Here is a 23092-nt window from a genome sequence, read left to right as displayed (position 1 = left end):
TGCATGAAAACCCTGAAGTCACCTAAACCGGGCGATCTTTTTTATATCCCGGCCCTCAATTCTTCAGATGAGACTGGGTTTGTTATTGCCCGCTATATCGAGCTCATTCCCCCTGCGCTGGGGCATCTGATCGAGGTTTTTGCGAAATTTTATACGCAAATACCCGTGTCATTGAGCGAGGTAGACACCTCCACACGTCTGTTCCGACCGATTTTCTGCAGCATGCTTTTCTCGGAAATTCCTCGATGGAAGATCCTTTTCAGTGATCCGGACTACAAAAAAGAGTCCTCTGGATATGACGAAATTCAATTCGCGTTCGAGTCAGAAATCTGGGTAGGCGGTGTCAGCAAGCCCGCTACAGAGCAACAGCTGAACAACATTGAGCCATCCATCTGCTGGCGCATGCATCACATTATTTTCAGGGTGATCGCACACTTACGTGGAGCGATCTCTGATGCTGAGCCGATGGACTATGAGAAGTTACCCCCCGACTTGCGCATTGATAGCACCATCGCCTCAGAACGAGTAAATAAGGCCGCACTCAGCGCACAAGCATTATTCGCCGCCCAATAAAAACGGGAGAAAAGAGGGCAGGTTTTATGGCTATACCGACCCCGCCGGGCACACCACGCTCTACCAACACAACCGGCGTGGCCAGGTACGCCAGCGCACCGATGCCCATGGGCGGCAGGTGCAATTTGGTTACGACAGCTACGGGCGGCTGCAAGCGCTGGTCAATGAGAACGGTGAGAGCTCTCGGTTCGCATGGGACGTCGGGGATCGGCTGACCGAGCAGCAAGACTTCGACGGCAGCGCCAAACGCTACAACTATGACTTGCTCGACAACATCACCGCGGTGACTGCTCATCCTGCACCTTATGGCAATGGACTGGCGGTGGTGCCCGAGACGCCACCCGCGCCCATCGTTCATCGGCTGGAGCGTGATGCGGTCGGCCGACTGGTCGCCAAAACCACCGACGATGGCCGCACCGACTACAGCTACGATGCGGTAGATCAGCTCACGGCTGTGACCTGATCTGCAAGGCAACGCCCAGGCGCTGGGTTTCGCCTACGACGCCCTCGGCCAGTTACTTGCCGAACAGAGTGCCGGTGGCAACCTGCAACATCACTACGACGAACTCGGCCACCTGCACCAGATCAACCTCGACGGCCAGGTCATCAGCGATTTCGAGCGCGACCGCCTGCACCGCGAAGTGCTGCGCACCCAGGGCCAGCTCAGCACCCGCAGCGAATACGACCGCAGCGGCCGCCTGCGCTCACGCCAACGGCGTCTTGCGGCTCAGCCATCGTTGATGCCGGCGACAGCGCAAAAACAGTTCGAATATGACCCCGCCGACAACCTGATCGGCAAACTCGACCAGCAACCCGCCGCGCAACATCGCCAACTGCTGCATTACGACGCCACCGGCCGCATCATCGCCAGCCAGGACAGCCTGCATGGGCAGCGCGAAACCTTTGCCTATGACGCCGCCGCCAACCTGCTGGATAGCCCGCACGCAGGCGCCGGGTTGGTGGTGCATAACAAGCTGCTGACGTTTCAGGACAAGCGTTATCGCTACGACGCGTTTGGGCGAATGGTCGAGAAGCGCAGCGCCAAGCGAGGGGTGCAGCGGTTTGCGTATGACGCGGAAAGTCGGTTGGTTGAGGGGAAAAATGGGGACAGATTTATTTCTCATCTCACTCTAGCTCTTAAATAAATGCGTCCCCTTTTCCGCTAACACCTACCCTGCAACAACAACGGAAAAGGAGACAACTTTATTAAACTCAGCAAAATTAAATAAATCTGTCCCCTCCTCCCTTTCTTAAAAAATCTTATTCCGCATCATCCTCTTTATCGATTTCCTTGGCAGCTTTCAATTTTTTAACCATTGTATTCATATACTTGTAGCGCTGCTCAATAGTCTCTACACGAGACTTATCTGTCGGTGCTTGCGAAGATTCAGGTTCGGAATAGGGGCAGTAGACAAGTCCGTATCGTTCAGCGATGCCTTCCATCTGCCCCTCTATTGTGTCCATCCTCTTCTCAAGGCCGGTCAATCGCGCATTGATGTCGGTTGACGCCGCGGGGTCTTTACCTACCGCGTTAGCGTCTGCCCCTTCGTTGATGGACAGAATGGTGTTGGCCAATAACTCTGTTTTTATTTCAGCACCTTCCAGGCGTGCTTCTATTTTTTGTTGATCTGTCGCGGACGGATCTACAGTACTCTTTGTTCCGTCTACGTTCTTTTTCTCTGCGCCGGGCATTTTCGATTGCGCGTCAATTCTATCCGTCATGGCTTTCGACGTTACATGCTGGGCAACGCTGAGTGGAAGGTTGATCAGGGTACTTACACCCGCCTCAACGAACGAGTTTCGCGCCTGAGTGGCCAGTGAGGAGGCAATGGGAGGGAACTGCAAAGCGCCAACAGCCCTGGCGGTATTGGCAGCATTCGCGACACTGCTTGGCCTACTCGCCGAGGGTGCGGGCCTAGGTGGTTTAGGTGGCGCTAGCGGTTTTGGCGGTTTGAGTGGCCTTGTTGCAGGTATTCTGGGGCGAAACCTAAAACCCCTGATCGTTCTATTACTATGCTCCTCAGCGGTACCTTCAGGGTAAGCATTTGGATCTAATGTATGCGCGCCCGGTTTAGTCGGTTGGGAGGACTGATCGAGTAGTCCTGGTGGCACCGGTAGTTTTGGTTGTGCCACATCGACGTTAGTCAGGGGCGGAAGGAGGGGAACATAGGCTTGATTGGATAGTTTCATTTTTTCTCCAAGTAAGTTATCGACTTAAGGAGGGCTCCCTGCAACCTCAGCCTATACGTGGTTGCATAAAGCAAAACCGTTCCAATTCAAATAGCAGCCTAACTCCGTACGCGTGACTACTGCGCTGAATCTGAATATTTAAATAGTTATAAAAAACATCGAGACGACCCGTTGCTTTGCCCCCCACCTTTAGAGCCATTGAAGTGCCGGTGCCATCACCCGCTTTAACGACGCCCAACAAAAATGGGCACCCAACCCAGTCGGCGTGCCCATTTTCTTACCAACCCGCCTCCCTTCAGACGGTCCTGCTATTACGGGTTGACGCTGTCTTTGAGCGACTTGCCCGGCTTGAATGCAACGGTGTTGCTCGCCTTGATTTTCACTGGCTCACCGGTTTGCGGGTTTTTGCCGGTGCGGGCGCCGCGGTGGCGTTGCAGGAAGGTGCCGAAGCCCACCAGGGTGACGCTGTCCTTGCGGTGCAGGGCGCCGGTGATTTCTTCGAGAACGGCGTTAAGGACGCGGTTGGCCTGCTCTTTGGTCAGGTCTGCTTTTTCTGCAATAGCGGCTGCGAGTTCTGGTTTACGCATAAGTGAAGCCTCTTTGACGGTTTTTTGTTGTTATGTCCGTGCTGCTCTCTGGTGGAGCAGCGCCCAAGGCGCCGCAGGCTCTACTCTGCGGCAGACGGGAGTGAGGATGGCATGCCCTCGCACGCTCCGCCAGTCTCGCGGCGACCTTTCTGGGGGTAAGAAGGTGCTGATTCCGACAGAACGACCGGCATTTACGCCAGCAATGGCGGAAGTTCTTTGTTAAGGGCAAGTTTTTCCATGACGGCGCTGCCGGTCAGCGCATAACCCAGCAGGCGGCCGCTGGCGTCGCGGCACAAGGCCTTGATGTCGGCGCCCTGCCCTTCGACGCTCCACACGCCTTCGGTGCCGCGTGGCGGCGGCGATACCACCAGAGGGCAGATCGGGGTTTTGACGGTGATCGGCATCGGCCCATAGCTGACGGCGGTGGCGTTGCCGGCAAGGGTTTGGGCCAGGGCGCGGGCGCAGCTCATCAATGGCATCACGTACAGCAGGTTGAGGCCATCGACCTCGGCGCAGTCGCCCAGGGCGTAGATGTTGGCGTGGGAGGTCTTGAGGTGGCGGTCCACCATGATTCCACGGTTGATCTGCAGGCCGGCGGCAGCAGCCAGGTCCACGCGCGGACGCAGGCCGATGGCCGAGACCACCAGGTCGCAGTGGATCACTTCACCATCCGACAGGTGCGCTTCCAGGCCATCCGCCGTGCGCTGCAAGCGGTTGAGCACCGGGCCCAAGTGGAACCGCGCGCCGAGGCCTTCCAGCCCGGCTTGCACAGCGCCAGCCGCTGCTGGGTGCAGCAGAGTCGGCATGACTTGCTCGCAGGGTGCGACCAGATCAATTTCATAGCCGCCAAGTATCAGGTCGTTGGCGAATTCACAGCCGATCAGGCCCGCGCCCAGCAGCAGCACACGGCGCTTACCGGCAGCAGCGGCACGGAAGCGTGCGTAATCTTCAAGGTCATTGATCGGGAAAATCAGTTCCGCCGCATCGCCTTCGACCGGCACGCGCACGGCTTCTGCGCCCCAAGCCAGGATCAGGTCGCGGTAGGCTACCGCTTCCTCGCCGATCCACAGGCGTTTGTGGCCCGGGTCGATGCCGCTGATGCGCGTGTGGGTGCGCACTTCGGCCTTGAGTTGCTCGGCCATGGCGCCCGGCTCAGCCATGCTCAGGCCATCGGCTTCCTTGTTCTTGCCAAAGCCGGTGGAGAGCATGGGCTTGGAGTAGGAGCGCCCGTCATCCGCGGTGATCAGCAGCAACGGGGTCTCGCTGTCGAGCTTGCGAAATTCCCGGGCCACGTTGTAACCGGCCAGCCCTGTGCCGATGATCACGACAGGTGCGTTCATTCCTTTCTCCTTGTAGTACGTTTCTTAAACCGATGTTTAGCCGATTTCGATCATTTCGAAATCCATTTTGCCCACGCCGCAGTCCGGGCACAGCCAGTCTTCCGGGACGTCCTGCCACAGGGTGCCCGGTGCGATACCGTCATCCGGCCAGCCGTCTTTTTCGTCATAGATCAGGCCGCAGACTACACATTGCCACTTCTTCATTACTTGCTTCCTCAGGGTCCAGGCATCTTGGCCGACGGTCGATAGACCAACGTTGCCGTGCGGCTCAGGGCGTTTTGTACTGATCGGGGCCGGCAGATGCAAGCATGTTCGGCGCAAACGGCCGGTTCAGCCCGGCAAAAGTTCAGGACGCCATGGTAAGCTCGCCGCCTCTTTTACTGCCAAAACTGACTCACCGTGCCGCACTCAATCGCCTGTCCCGATGCTTGCCAATGGCTGACCCAGAGCCTTCTGAGCCCAATGCCCGCGCCATTGACCCTCAACTGGCTGTTCGACGAAGGCTCGCTGACGCGCCGGCTTACGTGGCTTTCCAACGACGGCTTCAGCGTGACGCCACTGTTCGAAGGCTGGCAGCCACTGCGCGAGGATGAATGTGCGGCGTTGGGTATGGCCCCGGCCACGGTCGGCTGGGTACGCGAGGTGTATTTGCGCGGGCATGGCCAACCGTGGGTGTTTGCCCGCAGCGTGGCGGCGCGCAGTGCCTTGCAGGGCGATGGCTTGCACATGGACGAATTGGGCAGCCGTTCGCTGGGCGAGTTGCTGTTCTGCGATCAGGCCTTCACTCGCCAGGCGATCAAGGTATGCCATTACCCACGGCAATGGCTGCCGAGCGCCGACCAGGCCGATGGCCTGTGGGCGCGCCGCTCGCGCTTTGATCGCGGGCCGTTGAGCGTGCTGGTCGCGGAAATTTTCCTGCCCAGCTTCTGGCATGCGCTGCATGACCATCCGGAGAACTGCTGATGTATCAACGTCTGCTCAAGTCCTTGAACCGCCTGAACCCCAGGGCGTGGGATTTCATTCAGTTGACCCGCATGGACAAACCCATCGGCATTTACCTGCTGTTGTGGCCGACGCTTTGGGCGCTGTGGATTGCGGGCAAGGGCTCGCCGTCGTTGCTCAATATCGTGATTTTCGTGCTGGGCGTGGTGCTGACCCGCGCCGGCGGCTGCGTGATCAATGACTGGGCCGACCGCAAGGTCGACGGCCATGTGAAACGCACCGAGCAACGGCCGCTGGTGAGCGGCAAGATCAGTTCCAAAGAGGCCTTGGTGTTTTTTGCGGTGCTGATGGGCATCAGTTTTCTGCTGGTGCTGCTGACCAACGCGACCACCATCCTGCTGTCCTTGGGCGGCCTGGCGCTGGCGGCGAGCTACCCGTTCATGAAGCGCTACACCTATTACCCACAAGTGGTGCTGGGCGCGGCGTTTTCATGGGGCATGCCGATGGCATTCACTGCCGAGACCGGGCATTTGCCGGCCACGGCGTGGCTGCTGTACATCGCCAACTTGCTGTGGACGGTGGGCTACGACACGTATTACGCGATGACCGACCGCGATGACGACTTGAAGATCGGGGTGAAATCCACCGCCATTCTGTTCGGCGATGCGGACCGCGTGATCATTCTGACCCTGCAAGGTTTATCGCTGGTGTGCCTGCTATTGGCGGGGCAGCGGTTCGAGCTGGGTGGCTGGTTCCATCTGGGGTTGCTGGCGGCGGCGGGCTGTTTTGCCTGGGAATTCTGGTACACCCGGGACAAGGATCGGATGAAATGCTTCAAGGCGTTTTTGCATAACCACTGGGCGGGGTTGGCGATTTTTGTCGGGATTGTGGCGGATTACGGGTTTCGGTAAGTCAGTGCTGACGCCATCGCGGGCAAGCCCGCTCCCACATTTGGAACGCATTCCCCTGTGGGAGCGGGCTTGCCCGCGATGGTTTCAGCCGCACTGCGTGGTCAGGGCTTGATTACGTGCCACGCCCCGCCCTTGCCATCACCGGTCTTGTCACCCGCCTTCTTGTCATCCTTGTAGGTGTAGACAGGCTTGCCTTTGTAAGCCCACTGACTGGTCTGGTCGTCGCGGGTAATGACTGTCCAATCACCCATCGACTTGTCAGTAGACTCAGCCTTCAGCGGCGGCCAGTTGGTCGCACACTGGTCTTTGCACACCGACTTGCCGTCGGCATCCTTGTCAAAGGTGTAGAGGGTCAGCCCCTTGTGATCCACCAACATTCCGTCGTGAGTCATCGCCGGCTCCGCCGCAAACGCCAGGCCCGGCAGCGTCAACGCCGCCGATACCAACAGGGCTTTCCATGAAACAGTGCTGTAAGTCATCGGAACCTTCCTTTTGTGGTTGTCAGGATTCGGACCCAAAGGGTAGTCCAGAGTGCCGTGAATTGCCCGATCGTCTAAATTACTGTCACACGACTGCAATAATTCCGTTATCTAATGCGGCGCAAGACAGTTAAATGACAAGAGGATTTTGAGCATGGTTGGCAGGAGCATTCTGATCGTTGACGACGAAGCGCCCATTCGCGAGATGATCGCCGTTGCGTTGGAAATGGCCGGCTATGACTGCCTGGAGGCGGAGAACTCCCAGCAGGCCCATGCCATTATCGTCGACCGCAAGCCGGACCTGATCCTGCTGGACTGGATGCTGCCCGGCACCTCCGGCATCGAACTGGCCCGTCGCCTCAAGCGTGACGAGCTGACCGGGGATATCCCGATCATCATGCTCACCGCCAAGGGTGAAGAGGACAACAAGATCCAGGGCCTGGAAGTCGGCGCTGATGACTACATCACCAAGCCGTTTTCCCCACGTGAGCTGGTAGCGCGCCTGAAGGCCGTACTGCGCCGTGCCGGCCCTACCGATGGCGAAGCGCCGATCGAAGTCGACGGGCTGATCCTGGACCCGATCAGCCACCGCGTGACCATCGACGGCAAGCCGGCCGAGATGGGGCCGACCGAATACCGCCTGCTGCAATTTTTCATGACCCACCAGGAGCGCGCCTATACCCGTGGGCAATTGCTGGACCAGGTGTGGGGCGGCAATGTGTATGTGGAGGAGCGCACGGTTGACGTGCATATCCGCCGCCTGCGCAAAGCCTTGGGCGATGCCTACGAGAATCTGGTACAAACCGTGCGCGGCACCGGCTATCGCTTTTCCACCAAAGGTTGAGCCGGCCCTTCCTTTCCTTAACAGCTGACAAGGACGCATGTTTAAGTGAACCAGAACTGGCATGGCACCCTGATTCGCCACATGCTTCTGTTGATCACCGGTTGCTTGGTGGTGGGTTTGATCAGCGGTTATTACGGTTGGAGCCTGGCCGTTGGTATCGGCCTGTACCTGGGCTGGACCCTCAAACAATTGCTGCGCCTGCATGAATGGCTGCGCCAGCACAAACCCGACGAAGCACCACCCGACGGCTACGGCCTGTGGGGCGAAGTGTTCGACAGCATCTACCACCTGCAACGCCGCGACCAAAGGGTTCGCGGGCGCCTGCAGGCGGTGATCGACCGGGTGCAGGAGTCTACCGCTGCGCTCAAAGACGCGGTGATCATGCTCGACAGCGACGGCAACCTGGAGTGGTGGAACCGCGCTGCCGAGACCTTGCTGGGCCTCAAGACGCCCCAGGACAGCGGTCAGCCGGTGACCAACCTGGTGCGCCACCCGCGCTTCAAGGAATATTTCGAGCAGGAAAACTACGAAGAAGCGCTGGAAATCCCCTCGCCTACCAATGACCGCGTGCGCATCCAGCTGTACCTGACGCGTTATGGCAACAACGAGCACCTGATGCTGGTGCGCGACGTGACCCGCATTCACCAGTTGGAACAGATGCGCAAAGACTTCGTCGCCAACGTCTCCCACGAACTGCGTACGCCGTTGACGGTGATCTGCGGCTACCTGGAGACGCTGCTGGACAACGTCGACGAGATCAACCCGCGTTGGAGCCGTGCCCTGCAGCAGATGCAACAGCAGGGCTCACGCATGCAAACCCTGCTCAATGACCTGCTGTTGCTGGCCAAGCTGGAAGCCACCGATTACCCATCGGACAACCATCCGGTGGCGGTGCAAAGCCTGCTGCAGACCATCAAGAATGACGCCCAGGCGCTTTCCGGCGAGCGCGGGCAACAGATCACACTGGAGGCCGACTCGCAGGTATTGCTCAAAGGCAGCGAAGGTGAGTTGCGCAGCGCGTTTTCCAACCTGGTGTTCAACGCCGTGAAGTACACCCAGGACAAGGGCAATATCCGCATCCGCTGGTGGAGCGATGAGCACGGCGCACACTTGAGCGTGCAGGACTCCGGCATCGGTATCGACGCCAAGCATCTGCCGCGCCTGACCGAACGCTTCTACCGCGTCGACTCAAGCCGCAACTCCAACACCGGCGGCACCGGGCTGGGCCTGGCGATCGTCAAACACGTGCTGTTGCGCCACCGCGCACGGTTGGAGATCAGCAGCGTGCTGGGGCATGGCAGCACCTTTACCTGCCATTTCCCACCGGCGCAGATGACCCGTTCGCGGGTGATCGGCACAGATGAATAACCCGAAAACAACGTAAATCTAAGTGTGGGAGCTGGCTTGCCTGCGATGGCGGTGGGTCAGCTGAAATCACCTCAACTGGCAGGCCGCTATCGCAGGCAAGCCAGCTCCTACATTGGATTTGCATGGTTTGGCAGAAGGCTTTCCAGGCTCCGCCCGGCAGCGGGCACTAGGCAAGCGCCCCGTCAGCCGCTACATTGGCCGACTTGCGCCTGCCTTTCAGGCCTGTCTGTCACCCCTTATTGAACACACGGAACCTGCAAAACCCCATCATGGACCCTTCCCCTGGTATCACCCTCGCTACACTCTTCGCCGATTTCGGCATGATTCTTTTTGCACTGATCCTGGTACTGCTCAACGGTTTCTTCGTTGCAGCGGAATTTGCCATGGTCAAACTGCGCGCCACCCGGGTCGAGGCCATCGCCCACAAGAACGGCTGGCGCGGGCAGATCCTGCGCACCGTCCACAGTCAGCTCGACGCCTATCTGTCGGCCTGCCAATTGGGTATTACCCTCGCCTCCCTGGGCCTGGGCTGGGTCGGTGAGCCGGCCTTTGCGCACATCCTCGAGCCATTGCTGGGCGCCATCGGCGTGCAATCGCCTGAAGTGATCAAAGGCGTGTCGTTTTTTGCCGCCTTCTTCGTGATTTCCTACCTGCACATCGTGGTCGGTGAATTGGCCCCCAAGTCCTGGGCAATTCGCAAACCCGAGCTGCTGTCGCTGTGGACGGCGGTGCCGCTGTACCTGTTCTACTGGGCCATGTACCCGGCGATCTACCTGCTCAATGCCAGCGCCAACGCCATCTTGCGTATCGCCGGCCAAGGCGAGCCCGGCCCGCACCATGAGCACCATTACAGCCGCGAAGAACTCAAGCTGATCCTGCACTCCAGCCGTGGCCAGGACCCAAGCGACCAAGGCATGCGCGTACTGGCTTCGGCTGTGGAAATGGGCGAGCTGGAAGTGGTGGACTGGGCCAACTCCCGCGAAGACCTGGTGACCCTGGACTTCAACGCCCCGCTCAAGGAAATCCTCGCGTTGTTCCGCCGCCACAAATTCAGCCGTTACCCGGTGTATGACGCCGATCGCAACGAGTTTGTCGGCTTGCTGCACATCAAGGACCTGCTGCTGGAACTGGCTGCCCTGGACCACATCCCCGAGTCGTTCAACCTGGCCGAGCTGACCCGCCCGCTGGAGCGTGTCTCGCGGCACATGCCGCTGTCGCAGTTGCTGGAGCAGTTCCGCAAAGGCGGCGCGCACTTTGCCCTGGTGGAAGAAGCCGACGGCAAAGTCATCGGCTACCTGACCATGGAAGACGTGCTGGAAGTGCTGGTCGGCGATATCCAGGACGAACACCGCAAGGCCGAGCGTGGCATCCTCGCCTACCAGCCAGGCAAACTGCTGGTGCGTGGCGACACGCCGCTGTTCAAGGTGGAGCGCCTGCTGGGCGTGGACCTGGACCACATCGAAGCCGAAACCCTGGCCGGCTTGATCTACGACACGTTGAAACGCGTGCCGGAAGAGGAAGAAGTGCTGGAAGTTGAAGGCTTGCGCATCATCATCAAGAAGATGAAAGGGCCGAAGATCGTCCTGGCCAAGGTGTTGCTGCTGGATTGACGCCTCAATTGCCCAACGCAAAGTTGGGCAATTTGCCAAGCGGCTGGTTGAACTCATACGGAATCGAAACCAGCCCGGCCTCGGAAGCCTTCTGCACCACAAAATGCAGATGCGGCCCGCTGCTGTTGCCGGTATTGCCCGACAACGCCAGTGGGCTTCCCACCACCACACGCTGCCCTGCCCTTACGCTGACCGAACCTTGCTTGAGGTGCAAATACACGCCCTCGGTGCCGTCATCGTGGCGTATGCGCACGAAATTCCCGGACGCGTCATTACCGCGCCCGGCCTGGTTATTTTCGGTCTTCACCACCATCCCGCTACGCGCCGCAATGATTGGTGTGCCTTCGGGCATGGCGATGTCCATGGCGTAGCGGCTCTTGGCGTCGGTGTGGCTGAAGCTGCCGTTAGGGCCTTGGGTCAAGCGAAACGGCCCACCACGCCAAGGCAAAGGATAGCGATAGGCTTGCTGTGGATAACTTGATGTGGGCATATCCAGCACCGGCCGTTTGGTCCGTTCCACCCGGCGCTCCTGCATCACAAATGCCTGGGCGCCCGGCGTTTGCCGGTCGCTGAAAGACACCACGCCATTGGCATCGGTGGTTTTGTAGAGGGTCATGGCCAGGGTCGAAGTGCAAACCGTGGCCAGCCCACAGAACAGGACTAGGCGAATGAACATGACGTACCTGCCGGGAGGACTGTTCGGCAGGCTAGCAAGGGTTGATGACAGCTCTAAGCGGGCAGCGCGGTAAAGCAGATATCCACATTCATCCGGGCGGCGGCCGACAGGTTGACCAGCGCATCAAGGGAAAACTTGTCGATCTTGCCGTTGAGCACGTCGTTCAAGCGCGGCTGACTGATACCGAGCCTTTGTGCCGCGTCTTTCTGAGAAAGCTCCCAGCTGCGGATGGTGTTGCACAACTCCAACAACAACTTTGAGCGCATGCGCATATTGGCGGCTTGTTGGGGCGTGTCTTCCAGAGCATCCCAGACGCTGCTGAAACGTTCGGTGTGAATTTTTGAGTCTGTCATGGGCTTAACCTATCTCCTGCAATCTGGCACGAGCCAGTTCGATATCCCGCCCTTCGGTTTTCTGTGTGGTTTTGCGCAGCGCGTGCAGCACATAGACTGCTTCCGGCCGATTAATCACATAGAACACTCGAAACGCTCCTGATTCCTCAGTGATCCGAATTTCGCTGACGCCCCTCCCGATAGTCTTCATCGGTTTGCAATCAAAAGGCTGTTCACCCTGCTGCAAGAGATCCAACTGAAAGCCGGCAGCCCTTCGGGCGTCGAGAGGGAATTCGTTGAGATCCTTGAGCGAGATTCCTAAAAACACCACATCCTTATGCCTTGGCATTTGCTTCTCCTTTCCTGGAAAGAAGAAGCCTAATCGACGATTCAGCCAAAGGCGGTGCAGGTGTGTTTCAAGGCATAGCAAAGGCTCGATAACACTGACGCGTTATCGAGAGACTATATCGAAATGGATATAAATCAAGCGACCCAGCGGGAATCAGACGGTCGGTCGATTCCCTTGATTCAGGCGATCAAGCTCCCGGCACGAAGTGCTTCTGCGCCGTACCGCGCGCGATCAGGCGGGAGATGTAGTCGAGCTTCTGCGCATCCTGGTCAATAAACCGGAAGGTCAGTTGCAGCCAGTCGCTGTCAGGCCGTGGCTCATAGGCGACGATGGCGTGCAGGTAGCCGTTGAGGCGCGCGACTTCGGCGTTCTCGCCTTGCTCAAGGTCGAGCACGGCGCTTTCCAGCACCTGGGGCAGCACTTCACCGCGACGGACCACCAGCAACGCTTCCTTAATGCTCAGCGCCTTGATCACACATTGCTGGTTGCCGCTGGACAGCCGCAGTTGGCCCTGGCCGCGACCGCCGGCAGGCGAGGCAGCAGGCGCTTGCACCGGTTGGCTGTTGAGCAGGCCTTTGCTCGGCGCAGCTATCGGCGCCGGTTTGGCCGCCTCGGGCTTGCCGCCGGTCAAGGCATTGAGAGAGTCGTTGCCGAAGGCCGAGTTCATCTTGGTCGGCGCGCTGGCGATAAGGGCGTCGAGACGGCCGATCTTGTGCAAAGCCTGCTTGACCTTGTTCAGCAGTTGCTCGTTGGTGAACGGCTTACTGACGTAACCGGAAACCCCGGCCTGGATCGCCTGCACAACGTTTTCCTTGTCGCCACGGCTGGTCACCATCACGAACGGCATGGCTTTGAGATGGGCTTGTTCACGGCACCAGGTCAACAGCTCAAGACCAGACATCTCAGGCATTTCCCAGTCGCACAGCACCAGGTCGAAGGTCTCACGCATCAGGATGGATTGCGCCTTTTTGCCGTTTACCGCGTCTTCAATCTTGATGCCTGGGAAGTAGTTGCGCAGGCACTTCTTCACCAAATCGCGGATAAACGAGGCGTCGTCCACCACCAATACACTGACTTTACTCATCGACCCTTCATCCTATTAAAACTTCGGCATGCAAAACGCCTGACTGATGGCATTTTGCCAAAACTCGCTGGTCACAGAAGGACTTATTGCTCCTGCTGCGCAAATAAATTCAGATGCCACAAACGAAAACGCCCGACCAAAGGCCGGGCGTTAATGTCTCGGGCAACCTTACTTATCGTCAGTTTCGCCCGGAACATTAGGGATTTGATCGGCCGTGCCTTCAACTTCGGCTTTCATGCGCTTGAGGCCCATGTGCCGCACGTCGGTGCCGCGCACCAGGTAAATCACCAATTCCGAGATATTGCGCGCGTGGTCGCCGATCCGTTCCAGGGAACGTAATACCCAGATGATGTTCAAGACCCGCGAGATAGAGCGCGGGTCTTCCATCATGTAGGTGGCCAGCTCGCGCAGTGCGGTCTTGTATTCGCGGTCGATGGTCTTGTCGTATTGCGCCACCGACAACGCCAATTCGGCGTCGAAGCGGGCGAAAGCGTCCAGCGCATCGCGCACCATATTGCGCACTTGGTCACCGATGTGGCGCACTTCCACGTAACCGCGTGGCGCCTCGCCTTCTTCGCACAGCTGGATAGCGCGGCGGGCGATTTTGGTGGCTTCGTCGCCGATGCGCTCCAAATCGATCACCGACTTGGAGATGCTGATGATCAAACGCAGGTCGGAGGCCGCCGGCTGGCGACGGGCCAGAATGCGCAGGCATTCTTCATCGATATTGCGTTCCATCTGATTGATCTGGTCATCAATCTCGCGCACTTGCTGGGCCAGGCCAGAGTCGGCCTCGATCAACGCAGTAACGGCATCGTTGACTTGCTTCTCCACCAGCCCGCCCATCGCCAGGAGGTGGCTGCGCACCTCCTCAAGCTCGGCGTTGAACTGCGCGGAGATGTGGTGGGTAAGGCCTTCTTTGCTAATCATGGGTTTGCTCCGCAAAAGCTGTAAGCCGCAAGCTACAAGCTGCAAGCTGATGTGTGTCGTTGATCAAACTGCTTCCACTTGCCGCTTGAAACTTGCGGCTTGCAGCTGGGGCTAGCCGTAACGACCGGTGATGTAGTCTTCGGTCTGCTTCTTCGCCGGGTTGGTGAACAAGGTGTCGGTGTCGCCGAACTCCACCAGCTTGCCCATGTACATGAACGCGGTGTAGTCGGAAACCCGCGCCGCCTGTTGCATGTTGTGGGTCACGATGACGATGGTGAACTTGGACTTGAGTTCGTAGATCAGCTCTTCGACTTTCAGCGTCGAGATCGGGTCGAGTGCCGAGCAGGGTTCGTCGAGCAGCAACACTTCCGGCTCCACGGCGATGGTGCGGGCGATCACCAGACGCTGCTGCTGGCCGCCGGACAGGCCGAGTGCCGAGTCGTGCAGGCGGTCTTTAACCTCGTCCCACAGCGCCGCGCCTTTCAAGGCCCACTCAACGGCTTCGTCGAGGATGCGTTTTTTGTTGATGCCCTGGATGCGCAGGCCATACACCACGTTTTCGTAGATGGTCTTGGGGAACGGGTTCGGCTTCTGGAACACCATGCCCACGCGGCGGCGCAGCTCGGCCACGTCTTCGCCCTTGCGGTAGATGTTAGTGCCGTACAGGTTGATCGCGCCTTCTACGCGGCAACCGTCAACCAGGTCGTTCATGCGGTTGAAGGTGCGCAGCAGCGTGGACTTGCCGCAGCCGGACGGGCCGATAAAGGCGGTCACGCGCTGCTTGGGGATGTTCATGCTGACGTCGAACAGCGCCTGCTTTTCACCGTAGTACAGGCTCAGGCCCGGAACTTCGATGGCCACGGTTTCCTGGGCCAGGCTCAGGCTCTGCTTGTCGCGACCCAGGGCCGACATGTTGATGCCGTGGGTATGGGTTTCATGTTGCATGGGATGCTCCCTGTGCTACCAATTCGTTTGGTTGAACCGCCGGGGCGGTTTACTCAAAAATCTGTGTCTGTCTCTGGACCCTTGAGGAGCTGGCTTGTGTGGGAGCTGGGCTTGCCCGCGATGCAGGCACCGCGGTGTGTCAGCCACACCGCGATGATGCTATCGCAGGCAAGCCAGCTCCCACACAAGCCGGCCCCACAGGGGATCGCTTTAGCTGTCCAGCGCCTTGTATTTTTCGCGCAGGTGGTTACGAATCCACACCGCCGACAGGTTGAGCGTGGCGATCACCAGCACCAGCAGCAAGGCGGTGGCGTATACCAGCGGTCGTGCGGCTTCGACGTTGGGGCTCTGGAAGCCAACGTCATAAATATGGAAGCCCAGGTGCATGATCTTCTGGTCAAGGTGCAGGTACGGGTAGTTGCCATCCAGCGGCAGCGACGGTGCCAGTTTCACCACACCCACCAGCATCAGCGGCGCCACTTCACCGGCGGCACGGGCCACGGCGAGGATCATGCCGGTCATCATCGCCGGGCTGGCCATCGGCAGCACAATCTTCCACAGCGTTTCCGCCTTGGTTGCGCCGAGTGCCAGGGAACCCTCACGCACGGTACGAGGAATCCGCGCCAGGCCTTCTTCGGTGGCCACGATCACCACCGGCACCGCCAGCAGCGCCAGGGTCAGCGAAGCCCACAGCAGGCCAGGCGTACCGAAGGTCGGCGCCGGCAGAGCTTCAGCGAAGAACAAACGGTCGACCGAGCCACCCAGTACATACACAAAGAAGCCCAGGCCGAACACGCCGTAAACGATGGCCGGTACGCCGGCCAGGTTGTTCACCGCGATACGGATAATGCGGGTCAGGGTGTTCTGTTTGGCGTATTCACGCAGGTACACCGCCGCCAGCACGCCGAACGGGGTCACGATCATCGCCATGATCAGGGTCATCATCACGGTGCCGAAGATGGCCGGGAAGATCCCGCCTTCGGTGTTGGCTTCCCGTGGGTCGTCGCTCAAGAATTCCCAGACCTTGCTGAAGTAGAAACCCACCTTGGTCAGGGTGCCCATGGCGTTCGGCTGGTAGGCGTGCACCACTTTGCCGATGCCGATTTCGATTTCTTTGCCGTTGCCGTCGCGGGCCGTCAGGCTGTCGCGGTTGAACTGGGTGTGCAGGTCGGCCAGGCGCGCTTCGATGTCCTGGTAACGGGCATTCAGCTCGGCGCGGCCGGAGTCCATGTCGGCCTGGGCGGCAGCGTCGAGCTTGCCTTCCAGCTCCAGCTTGCGCCCGTGCAGGCGGATGCGTTCCAGGCCAGCGTTGATCGCGCCGATGTCGGTTTTCTCAAGGCTCTTGAGCTGGGCCGCCAACTTGTTCACACGATCGACGCGGGCTTGCAGCTCCGGCCATGCGGCTTCGCCTTCGGCGATCACCTTGCCATCTTGCTTGACGTTGACCAGGGTGCCGTAGAAGTTGCCCCACTCACGACGCTCGATGGCCATCAGGTTCTTCGGGGTGGTCTGGTCTTTCAACCACTCGCCGACGATCCAGGTGAAGTCGTTGCCATTCAAGTCGCGGTTACCGACCTTGATCAGCTCGCGGGTCATGAATTCCGGGCCTTGGTCCGGCACCGGCAGGCCCGCGCTTTTCAGGCGTTCGCGCGGCACTTCTTCCTTCTGCACCACTTCGCCGATGACGATATGGTTTTCCTGGCCAGGCACGCTGTAGTTGGCCTGGATCAGGTCGGCCGGCCAGAAGTGGCCCAGACCACGCACGGCAATCACGGCCAGCAAACCAATGGTCATGATGACCGCGATGGACACCGCGCCACCGCTGATCCAGACGCCGGGGGCGCCGCTCTTGAACCATCCATTCAGGGAGTTCTGTTTCACAGACTTCTACCTTTCTTAAAGCGACGAGTATTTCTTGCGCAGACGCTGACGGATCAGCTCGGCGAGGGTGTTCATGATGAAGGTGAACAGCAGCAGCACCAGCGCCGAGAGGAACAGCACGCGGTAGTGACTGCCACCGACTTCCGACTCAGGCATCTCCACCGCAACGTTGGCCGCCAATGTGCGCAGGCCTTCGAACAGGTTCATCTCCATCACCGGGGTGTTGCCGGTGGCCATCAGCACGATCATGGTTTCACCCACTGCGCGGCCCATGCCGATCATCAGTGCGGAGAAGATGCCCGGGCTCGCGGTCAGGATCACCACGCGGGTCATGGTCTGCCATGGCGTGGCGCCCAGGGCCAATGAGCCCAGGGTGAGGCCGCGCGGCACACTGAATACGGCGTCTTCGGCGATGGAGTAGATGTTCGGGATCACCGCAAAACCCATGGCCAGACCGACGACCAGGGCGTTGCGCTGGTCGTAGGTGATGCCCAGGTCGTGGGAGATCCACATGCGCATGTCGCCGCCAAAGAACCAGGTCTCCAGGTACGGGCTCATGTACAGCGAGAGCCAGCCCACAAACAGGATCACCGGAATCAGGATCGCACTTTCCCAACCATCCGGAACGCGCAGGCGCAGCGATTCAGGCAGGCGGCTGAAGACAAACCCGGCGACCAGGATGCCAATCGGCAGCAACATCAGCAGGCTGAAAATCCCCGGCAAGTGCCCTTCTACATAAGGCGCCAGGAACAGGCCGGCGAAGAAGCCGAGGATCACCGTCGGCATCGCTTCCATCAGTTCAATCACCGGCTTGACCTTCCGGCGCAGGCTCGGGGCCATGAAGTAAGCGGTGTAGATTGCCGCGGCAACTGCCAGTGGCGCCGCCAGCAACATGGCGTAGAACGCAGCCTTCAGGGTACCGAAGGTCAGCGGGGCCAAACTCATTTTGGGTTCGAAGTCGGTGTTGGCGGCGGTCGATTGCCAGACGTATTTAGGCTCGTCGTAGTTTTCGTACCAGACCTTGCTCCACAGCGCGCTCCAGGACACTTCCGGGTGCGGGTTGTCGAGCAGCAGCGGTTGCAGCTTGCCGCCGGCTTCGACGATCACGCGGTTGGCGCGTGGCGACATGCCGAACAGGCCTTGGCCATCCACCACCGGATCGACCAGCAGCGTGCGGTGCGCGGTACTGTGGAACACGCCGAACTTGCCGGATGCGTCCAGGGCGGTGAAGCCTTTGCGACGCTCCTCGGCGGTGATTTCAACGATTGGCGCGGTGCCCATCTGGAAGGTGCGGATCTGCTTCAGGCGTTGCTCGCCGTCCGGGTCACGGGCCATGAACCATTGGGCCAGGCCGCCCTTGGAGTTACCGACGATCAGCGAGATACCGCCCACCAGCTGGGTGCTGGCAGTGATTTCGGCGTTGCCGTCTTCCAGCAGTTTGTAACGACCGTTGAGGCTCTTGTCGCGCAGGCTGAACACATCGGCGAGCACACGACCGTTGATCACATACAACCACTGCTGGCGTGGGTCGATGAAGATTGCCTTCACCGGTTCGGTCATTTGCGGCAGCTCGATACGCTTCTGCTCGCTGGTGACTTCACCGGTCATCATGTTTTCTTCGCGGCTCAGGCTCAGTACGTTCAAGTACGAACCCGCGGAACCTGCAACCACCAGCGACGAGTCAGTGGCGTTGAGGGCGACGTGCTCCAGCGGGCGGCCCTGCTCGTCGAGGACGATGGGCGTTTCGCCGTAGGGGTATTCAATGGCCGGCGTAATGGTCTTTTTGCCGTCCGGGTACGACACTTTATAAGTGTGGCGGAACACCAGGGACTGGCCATTGGACAAACCGAGGATCACCAACGGGCTGCCTGGCTGGTCCTTGCCGATCGAGACCACAGTGGCGCCAGCAGGCAAAGGCAGGTCGACACGTTTGAGCTCGGCACCGGTGCTCACATCAAAGAACAGCGCCTGGCCCTTGTCGGAAACCCGCATGGCAACTTGGTTCTGTTCTTCGAGGGAGATCATCAACGGCTTGCCGGCGTCCTGCATCCAGGCGGGTGTCAGCGCGTCTTCCTTGGTCAGCGAAGCACCTTGGAACAAAGGTGCAACGACATAAGCCAGGAAGAAGAAGATCAGGGTAATTGCGCCGAGCACGGCGAGGCCGCCGATCAACACATACCAACGGGTCAGGCGATCTTTGAGCGCGCGAATGCGGCGCTTGCGTTGCAGCTCAGGCGTATTGAAATCAATACGCTTGGGGGGAGAAGTCGTCGTCATGGTGGAATTGGCCAGATCATTCATGCGCACACCCTAGCGATCCTGTATGACAGAAAGATGACAATGCAGTGACGCAAGAAATCCGCCGCGTAGCAGGGCTGGCAGCGGATTAAAGAATTAGAGGTGTAGACGGGCTTGAAGAGTAAGGGGTTACTGTGGCGAGCAAGCTTGCTTGCGCTGGGGGGCGAAGCGCCCCCAAGGCTTGCGACTGCTACGCAGTCGAACGGGAGCAAGCTCCCTCGCCACAGCAAGCCCGCTTCCACAGGGCCCGCTGCTACACCGGTATTGCAGGCTTAGTTGCCTTCTTTCAGGCCCAGGTCAGCCAGTGCCTTGGCGGCAACTTTGGCTGGCAGTGGGATGTAACCGTCTTTCACTACTACTTCCTGGCCCTGTTTGGACAGAACCAGTTTCACGAACTCAGCTTCCAGCGGGGCCAGAGGCTTGTTCGGGGCTTTGTTGACGTACACGTAGAGGAAACGCGACAGCGGGTATTTACCGTTCAGGGCGTTTTCTTCGCTGTCTTCGATGAAGTCAGTGCTGCCTTTCTTGGCCAGGGCCACGGTCTTCACGCTAGCAGTTTTGTAGCCGATGCCCGAGTAACCGATGCCGTTCAGCGAGGAGCTGATCGACTGCACGACCGAAGCCGAGCCTGGTTGTTCGTTCACGTTTGGCTTGTAGTCGCCTTTGCACAGGGCTTCTTCTTTGAAGTAGCCGTAGGTGCCGGATACCGAGTTACGACCAAACAACTGAACCGGCTTGTTGGCCAGGTCGCCGGTCACACCCAGGTCGCCCCAGGTTTTAACATCGGCTTTAGCGCCGCACAGACGAGTCGAGGAGAAGATCGCGTCGACTTGTTCCATGGTCAGGTGCTGGATCGGGTTGTCCTTGTGCACAAACACAGCCAGGGCATCCACGGCAACCGGGATAGCGGTTGGCTTGTAGCCGTACTTCTGCTCGAAGGCCGCCAGTTCGGTGTCCTTCATCTTGCGGCTCATCGGGCCCAGGTTGGAGGTGCCTTCAGTCAGCGCAGGAGGTGCAGTGGCGGAGCCGGCAGCCTGAATCTGGATGTTGACGTTCGGGTATTCCTTTTTGTAACCCTCGGCCCACAGGGTCATCAGGTTAGCCAAGGTATCGGAACCGACGCTGGACAAGTTGCCCGACACACCAGTGGTCTTAACGTAAGCCGGGATTGCCGGATCAACACCAGCGGCCACCGCGTTGGCGGTCGCAACGCCAGCAGCGACAAAAGTCATTGCCGCCATCAAACGTTTCAGTTTCATGCCTTGCTCCTAGCAGATAGGGATAGTTGGATCGGGGCCAAGTATCGGTAGGCCGTGTGAACACTCTATGTCTGGAATATGACAATTAGATGAAAGGCCAGTATTTATGAAAAACCTGACAGGAAGGGGGAAGTGCAATAAATCCGGGGCTTGCGAGGAGGTTTAGGCGGCTGGAGCGATGTTTCGGAAACACTCTGTAATCGTTGCTGGCATTGATCCTTCCCACGCTCTGCGTGGGAACGCATCCAGTGACGCTCTGCGTCACGACCTTCAAAAGCGGACGCAGAGCGTCCAGGCCGGCATTCCCACGCAGAGCGTGGGAACGATCATTCAGCGCCCGCGCTTCCACAGGTAGCCGCCCACCGCCATCCCCATTACACACAGGACAGCCACGTAGTAAACAGGCCCCATCGGGCTTTCCTTCATCAGCAGCGATACCGCCAGTGGCGTCAAACCACCAAATACGGCGTAGGCCACGTTATAGGAGAACGACAAACCGCTGAAACGCACCACTGGCGGGAATGCTTTCACCATCACGTAAGGCACTACACCGATGGTGCCCACAAACAGGCCGGTCAACGCGTACAGCGGGAACAACCAGTCCGGGTGGGCCATCAGGCTGTGATACAGCGTCCAGGAAGTGGCCAGCAGCAACGCGCAACCGGTGACCAAAACGCGACCGGCACCAAAACGGTCAGCCAGCGCGCCGGACGCAATGCAGCCCAGGCTCAGCGTAACGATCGCCAGGCTGTTGGCTTGCAGCGCAACCGTCGGGCTGAAGTGGTAGACGGTTTGCAGCACGGTCGGGGTCATCAGGATGACCACAACCACACCCGCCGACAGCAACCACGTCAACAGCATCGACAGCACGATGGCGCCACGGTGGTCACGCAATACCGCGCGCAATGGCAACTCGGCAGCCAGGGTTTTGCGCTGCTGCATCTCAGCGAAGATCGGTGTTTCGTGCAGCCAACGGCGCAAGTACACCGACAGCAGGCCGAACACCCCCCCCAGCAGGAACGGGATACGCCACGCGTAATCCGAGACCTGCTCCGGGGTATAGAGGGTGTTGATGGCGGTAGCCACCAGCGAACCCAGCAGGATACCGGCGGTGAGGCCGCTGGTCAGGGTGCCGCAGGCATAGCCGATGTGGCGCGGCGGCACGTGTTCGGAGACAAACACCCAGGCGCCAGGTACTTCGCCGCCAATGGCGGCGCCCTGGATGACGCGCATCAGCAGCAACAGCAGCGGCGCCCACAGGCCGATCTGTGCGTAGGTCGGCAGCAGGCCCATGATCAGGGTCGGCACGGCCATCATGAAGATGCTCAGGGTGAACATTTTCTTGCGGCCCAGCAGGTCACCGAAGTGCGCCATGATGATGCCGCCCAGCGGGCGTGCCAGGTAACCGGCGGCGAAGATGCCGAAGGTCTGCATCATGCGCAGCCATTCGGGCATGTCGACGGGGAAAAACAGCTTCCCGACCACGGTAGCGAAAAACACGAAGATGATGAAGTCGTAGAATTCCAGCGCCCCGCCCAAGGCAGACAGCGAAAGGGTTTTGTAGTCGTTGCGGGTCAGCGGGCGCGAAGGTTGCGCGCTGCTTGCGGGCACGGAGGACATGGCAAGGCTTCTCTTATAGTAATCAGAACAGCAAGCCCGGGACTTGCGGCAGGTTTGGCAAGATAGCAAATCGTTTGAAAAAGCACAGCGTCTACCGAATCACAGTTCAAATGGGCGAAATATTCCCCATTCGTGCGCTTTCCCTGCAATCAGAAACACAGTTGCGCGAAAAAGCCGCATAACAGCCGCGATTTGCCGACCAAATGAGCGCCGGGAGGTCGTCGCGGCGCCAGCGTCTCGATATACTCGGCCCTTGCAAGCGCCAAACCCGCTGTCTTGAGGGGCTGCTGTGCCAAAACGTCGTTGGGTGCCACCCAGCCGTTTTGGCAGAGTTTCCCTTTAGTGCGCCTTACGAGAAACGTATCGAGCGGTGTATGTTGGTGCTGAAACGTTTTTCCCGAAGACGGCTATCCACTTGAAACACCCATGAAGCGTTACGGGTCAGAGGCACCCTTGGCATGATCGAACTCGAACAAGAAGATCCTATCCCGCAAGGCGATCTCGCCCTGCAAATCACCGCATTGCCACGTGAAACCAATGGTTTTGGCGATATTTTTGGCGGCTGGCTGGTCGCGCAGATGGACCTGGCAGGCACGGCAATGGCCAGCAAGGTCGCCGGCGGCCGCGTGGCTACCGTGGCCATTGATCGCATGGCCTTTCTGGTGCCGGTCGCCGTCGGTGCGCAATTGTCCTTCTATACCCAAGCCCTGGAAATTGGCCGTAGCTCGATCCAGATGATGGTCGAAGTGTGGAGCGACGACCCGCTGTCCAGTGAATGGCGCAAAGTTACCGAGGCGGTGTTCGTGTTCGTCGCCATCGATGGCAGCGGCCGCACGCGCTCGGTACCGTCGCGCGCGCGTTAAACCTCGTCGGG

22 protein-coding genes and 1 pseudogene are annotated in these 23092 nt (G+C 59.3%); 8 read left to right on the top strand and 15 right to left on the bottom strand.

From position 1 onward, the window contains the following. Window positions 1-3 precede the first annotated feature (3 nt). Both HBO23_RS04290 and HBO23_RS04285 read left to right on the top strand, forming a co-directional pair. Window positions 4-573 carry an Imm26 family immunity protein gene (locus tag HBO23_RS04290; protein WP_017134641.1) on the top strand — a complete coding sequence of 190 codons (570 nt, stop codon included), beginning with the start codon at window positions 4-6 and terminating at the stop codon, window positions 571-573. 28 nt (window positions 574-601) lie between these two features. Further along, window positions 602-1676, top strand: a pseudogene (locus HBO23_RS04285) (type IV secretion protein Rhs); the annotation flags it as partial. Window positions 1677-1833: 157 nt separating this feature from the next. On the opposite strand, the gene HBO23_RS04280 reads toward HBO23_RS04285, so the two are convergent. From HBO23_RS04280 to HBO23_RS04265, 4 genes are all read right to left on the bottom strand, one after another. Next, on the bottom strand, window positions 1834-2295 hold the full coding sequence (locus HBO23_RS04280; protein WP_099550244.1) for a type III secretion effector protein: 462 nt from the start codon (window positions 2293-2295) through the stop codon (window positions 1834-1836). Between the two features lie 779 nt (window positions 2296-3074). Then, window positions 3075-3350 carry an HU family DNA-binding protein gene (locus tag HBO23_RS04275; protein ID WP_003213368.1) on the bottom strand — a complete coding sequence of 92 codons (276 nt, stop codon included), beginning with the start codon at window positions 3348-3350 and terminating at the stop codon, window positions 3075-3077. Window positions 3351-3541: 191 nt separating this feature from the next. Continuing rightward, on the bottom strand, window positions 3542-4690 hold the full coding sequence (locus HBO23_RS04270) for an FAD-dependent oxidoreductase (RefSeq protein WP_017135809.1): 1149 nt from the start codon (window positions 4688-4690) through the stop codon (window positions 3542-3544). 36 nt (window positions 4691-4726) lie between these two features. Beyond that, on the bottom strand, window positions 4727-4894 hold the full coding sequence (locus tag HBO23_RS04265; RefSeq protein WP_003213373.1) for a rubredoxin: 168 nt from the start codon (window positions 4892-4894) through the stop codon (window positions 4727-4729). 195 nt (window positions 4895-5089) lie between these two features. Between HBO23_RS04265 and HBO23_RS04260 the strand changes: the two genes are divergently transcribed. Continuing rightward, window positions 5090-5653: a chorismate lyase gene (locus tag HBO23_RS04260; RefSeq protein WP_170036676.1), complete on the top strand. Its 564-nt coding sequence runs from the start codon at window positions 5090-5092 to the stop codon at window positions 5651-5653. Next, window positions 5653-6543 carry a 4-hydroxybenzoate octaprenyltransferase gene (gene ubiA, locus HBO23_RS04255; RefSeq protein WP_017135807.1) on the top strand — a complete coding sequence of 297 codons (891 nt, stop codon included), beginning with the start codon at window positions 5653-5655 and terminating at the stop codon, window positions 6541-6543. Before HBO23_RS04260 ends, ubiA begins: the two co-directional genes overlap by 1 nt. Window positions 6544-6644: 101 nt before the next feature. Here the strand turns inward: ubiA and HBO23_RS04250 are convergent, their stop codons facing one another. After that, window positions 6645-7022 (bottom strand): hypothetical protein, encoded by a 378-nt coding sequence (locus HBO23_RS04250; protein ID WP_017135806.1) that lies wholly within the window; start codon window positions 7020-7022, stop codon window positions 6645-6647. A gap of 154 nt (window positions 7023-7176) precedes the next feature. On the opposite strand from HBO23_RS04250, the gene phoB reads away from it, so the two are divergent. From phoB to HBO23_RS04235, 3 genes are all read left to right on the top strand, one after another. Next, a complete protein-coding gene (gene phoB / locus HBO23_RS04245; RefSeq protein ID WP_003195617.1) occupies window positions 7177-7866 on the top strand; it encodes a phosphate regulon transcriptional regulator PhoB in 690 nt (229 codons plus the stop codon). Between the two features lie 81 nt (window positions 7867-7947). After that, on the top strand, window positions 7948-9234 hold the full coding sequence (gene phoR / locus HBO23_RS04240) for a phosphate regulon sensor histidine kinase PhoR (RefSeq protein WP_186354650.1): 1287 nt from the start codon (window positions 7948-7950) through the stop codon (window positions 9232-9234). 269 nt (window positions 9235-9503) lie between these two features. Beyond that, window positions 9504-10844 (top strand): hemolysin family protein, encoded by a 1341-nt coding sequence (locus HBO23_RS04235; protein ID WP_017135804.1) that lies wholly within the window; start codon window positions 9504-9506, stop codon window positions 10842-10844. Window positions 10845-10848: 4 nt separating this feature from the next. Here HBO23_RS04235 and HBO23_RS04230 read toward each other — a convergent pair whose 3' ends face one another. From HBO23_RS04230 to HBO23_RS04185, 10 genes are all read right to left on the bottom strand, one after another. After that, on the bottom strand, window positions 10849-11520 hold the full coding sequence (locus HBO23_RS04230; RefSeq protein WP_099550241.1) for a peptidoglycan DD-metalloendopeptidase family protein: 672 nt from the start codon (window positions 11518-11520) through the stop codon (window positions 10849-10851). A gap of 53 nt (window positions 11521-11573) precedes the next feature. Further along, complete coding sequence (locus HBO23_RS04225; RefSeq protein ID WP_099550240.1) at window positions 11574-11873, bottom strand: XRE family transcriptional regulator; 300 nt, start codon at window positions 11871-11873, stop codon at window positions 11574-11576. A 4-nt stretch (window positions 11874-11877) separates the two neighbouring features. Beyond that, entirely contained in the window at window positions 11878-12201 is a 324-nt protein-coding gene (locus HBO23_RS04220) for a type II toxin-antitoxin system RelE/ParE family toxin (protein WP_138453081.1), read from the bottom strand. Window positions 12202-12388: 187 nt separating this feature from the next. After that, window positions 12389-13285 (bottom strand): response regulator, encoded by an 897-nt coding sequence (locus HBO23_RS04215; protein WP_017135802.1) that lies wholly within the window; start codon window positions 13283-13285, stop codon window positions 12389-12391. A gap of 168 nt (window positions 13286-13453) precedes the next feature. Beyond that, window positions 13454-14215 carry a phosphate signaling complex protein PhoU gene (gene phoU, locus HBO23_RS04210; RefSeq protein ID WP_016971674.1) on the bottom strand — a complete coding sequence of 254 codons (762 nt, stop codon included), beginning with the start codon at window positions 14213-14215 and terminating at the stop codon, window positions 13454-13456. A gap of 111 nt (window positions 14216-14326) precedes the next feature. Further along, window positions 14327-15160, bottom strand: coding sequence for a phosphate ABC transporter ATP-binding protein PstB (gene pstB / locus HBO23_RS04205; protein WP_017135801.1), 834 nt, complete (start codon window positions 15158-15160; stop codon window positions 14327-14329). A 210-nt stretch (window positions 15161-15370) separates the two neighbouring features. Then, window positions 15371-17041 carry a phosphate ABC transporter permease PstA gene (pstA, locus tag HBO23_RS04200; protein WP_017135800.1) on the bottom strand — a complete coding sequence of 557 codons (1671 nt, stop codon included), beginning with the start codon at window positions 17039-17041 and terminating at the stop codon, window positions 15371-15373. 15 nt (window positions 17042-17056) lie between these two features. Then, on the bottom strand, window positions 17057-19090 hold the full coding sequence (locus HBO23_RS04195) for an ABC transporter permease subunit (protein ID WP_170037024.1): 2034 nt from the start codon (window positions 19088-19090) through the stop codon (window positions 17057-17059). A gap of 521 nt (window positions 19091-19611) precedes the next feature. Then, window positions 19612-20598: a phosphate ABC transporter substrate-binding protein PstS gene (locus tag HBO23_RS04190; protein WP_017135798.1), complete on the bottom strand. Its 987-nt coding sequence runs from the start codon at window positions 20596-20598 to the stop codon at window positions 19612-19614. Window positions 20599-20928: 330 nt separating this feature from the next. Next, the gene (locus tag HBO23_RS04185; RefSeq protein ID WP_170036672.1) at window positions 20929-22218 is read right to left on the bottom strand and encodes an MFS transporter; all 1290 of its coding nucleotides are present in this window, start codon (window positions 22216-22218) and stop codon (window positions 20929-20931) included. A 458-nt stretch (window positions 22219-22676) separates the two neighbouring features. On the opposite strand from HBO23_RS04185, the gene HBO23_RS04180 reads away from it, so the two are divergent. After that, window positions 22677-23081: an acyl-CoA thioesterase gene (locus HBO23_RS04180; protein ID WP_003176975.1), complete on the top strand. Its 405-nt coding sequence runs from the start codon at window positions 22677-22679 to the stop codon at window positions 23079-23081. The last annotated feature ends 11 nt before the right edge of the window (window positions 23082-23092 follow it).

The organism is Pseudomonas sp. WS 5532 (assembly GCF_012985445.1).
GTDB lineage: Bacteria > Pseudomonadota > Gammaproteobacteria > Pseudomonadales > Pseudomonadaceae > Aquipseudomonas > Aquipseudomonas edaphica.
This window is presented reverse-complemented; position numbering and strand designations above follow the sequence as displayed.

Bases quoted from the DNA above. Each gene is read 5' to 3' on its own strand.
- HBO23_RS04290 (WP_017134641.1), top strand. From the start codon at position 4: ATGAAAACCCTGAAGTCACCTAAACCGGGCGATCTTTTTTATATCCCG.
- HBO23_RS04280 (WP_099550244.1), bottom strand. From the start codon at position 2,295: ATGACGGATAGAATTGACGCGCAATCGAAAATGCCCGGCGCAGAGAAA.
- HBO23_RS04275 (WP_003213368.1), bottom strand. From the start codon at position 3,350: ATGCGTAAACCAGAACTCGCAGCCGCTATTGCAGAAAAAGCAGACCTG.
- HBO23_RS04270 (WP_017135809.1), bottom strand. From the start codon at position 4,690: ATGAACGCACCTGTCGTGATCATCGGCACAGGGCTGGCCGGTTACAAC.
- HBO23_RS04265 (WP_003213373.1), bottom strand. From the start codon at position 4,894: ATGAAGAAGTGGCAATGTGTAGTCTGCGGCCTGATCTATGACGAAAAA.
- ubiA (WP_017135807.1), top strand. From the start codon at position 5,653: ATGTATCAACGTCTGCTCAAGTCCTTGAACCGCCTGAACCCCAGGGCG.
- HBO23_RS04250 (WP_017135806.1), bottom strand. From the start codon at position 7,022: ATGACTTACAGCACTGTTTCATGGAAAGCCCTGTTGGTATCGGCGGCG.
- phoB (WP_003195617.1), top strand. From the start codon at position 7,177: ATGGTTGGCAGGAGCATTCTGATCGTTGACGACGAAGCGCCCATTCGC.
- phoR (WP_186354650.1), top strand. From the start codon at position 7,948: ATGCTTCTGTTGATCACCGGTTGCTTGGTGGTGGGTTTGATCAGCGGT.
- HBO23_RS04235 (WP_017135804.1), top strand. From the start codon at position 9,504: ATGGACCCTTCCCCTGGTATCACCCTCGCTACACTCTTCGCCGATTTC.
- HBO23_RS04230 (WP_099550241.1), bottom strand. From the start codon at position 11,520: ATGTTCATTCGCCTAGTCCTGTTCTGTGGGCTGGCCACGGTTTGCACT.
- HBO23_RS04225 (WP_099550240.1), bottom strand. From the start codon at position 11,873: ATGACAGACTCAAAAATTCACACCGAACGTTTCAGCAGCGTCTGGGAT.
- HBO23_RS04220 (WP_138453081.1), bottom strand. From the start codon at position 12,201: ATGCCAAGGCATAAGGATGTGGTGTTTTTAGGAATCTCGCTCAAGGAT.
- HBO23_RS04215 (WP_017135802.1), bottom strand. From the start codon at position 13,285: ATGAGTAAAGTCAGTGTATTGGTGGTGGACGACGCCTCGTTTATCCGC.
- phoU (WP_016971674.1), bottom strand. From the start codon at position 14,215: ATGATTAGCAAAGAAGGCCTTACCCACCACATCTCCGCGCAGTTCAAC.
- pstB (WP_017135801.1), bottom strand. From the start codon at position 15,160: ATGCAACATGAAACCCATACCCACGGCATCAACATGTCGGCCCTGGGT.
- HBO23_RS04195 (WP_170037024.1), bottom strand. From the start codon at position 19,090: ATGCAGGACGCCGGCAAGCCGTTGATGATCTCCCTCGAAGAACAGAAC.
- HBO23_RS04190 (WP_017135798.1), bottom strand. From the start codon at position 20,598: ATGAAACTGAAACGTTTGATGGCGGCAATGACTTTTGTCGCTGCTGGC.
- HBO23_RS04185 (WP_170036672.1), bottom strand. From the start codon at position 22,218: ATGTCCTCCGTGCCCGCAAGCAGCGCGCAACCTTCGCGCCCGCTGACC.
- HBO23_RS04180 (WP_003176975.1), top strand. From the start codon at position 22,677: ATGATCGAACTCGAACAAGAAGATCCTATCCCGCAAGGCGATCTCGCC.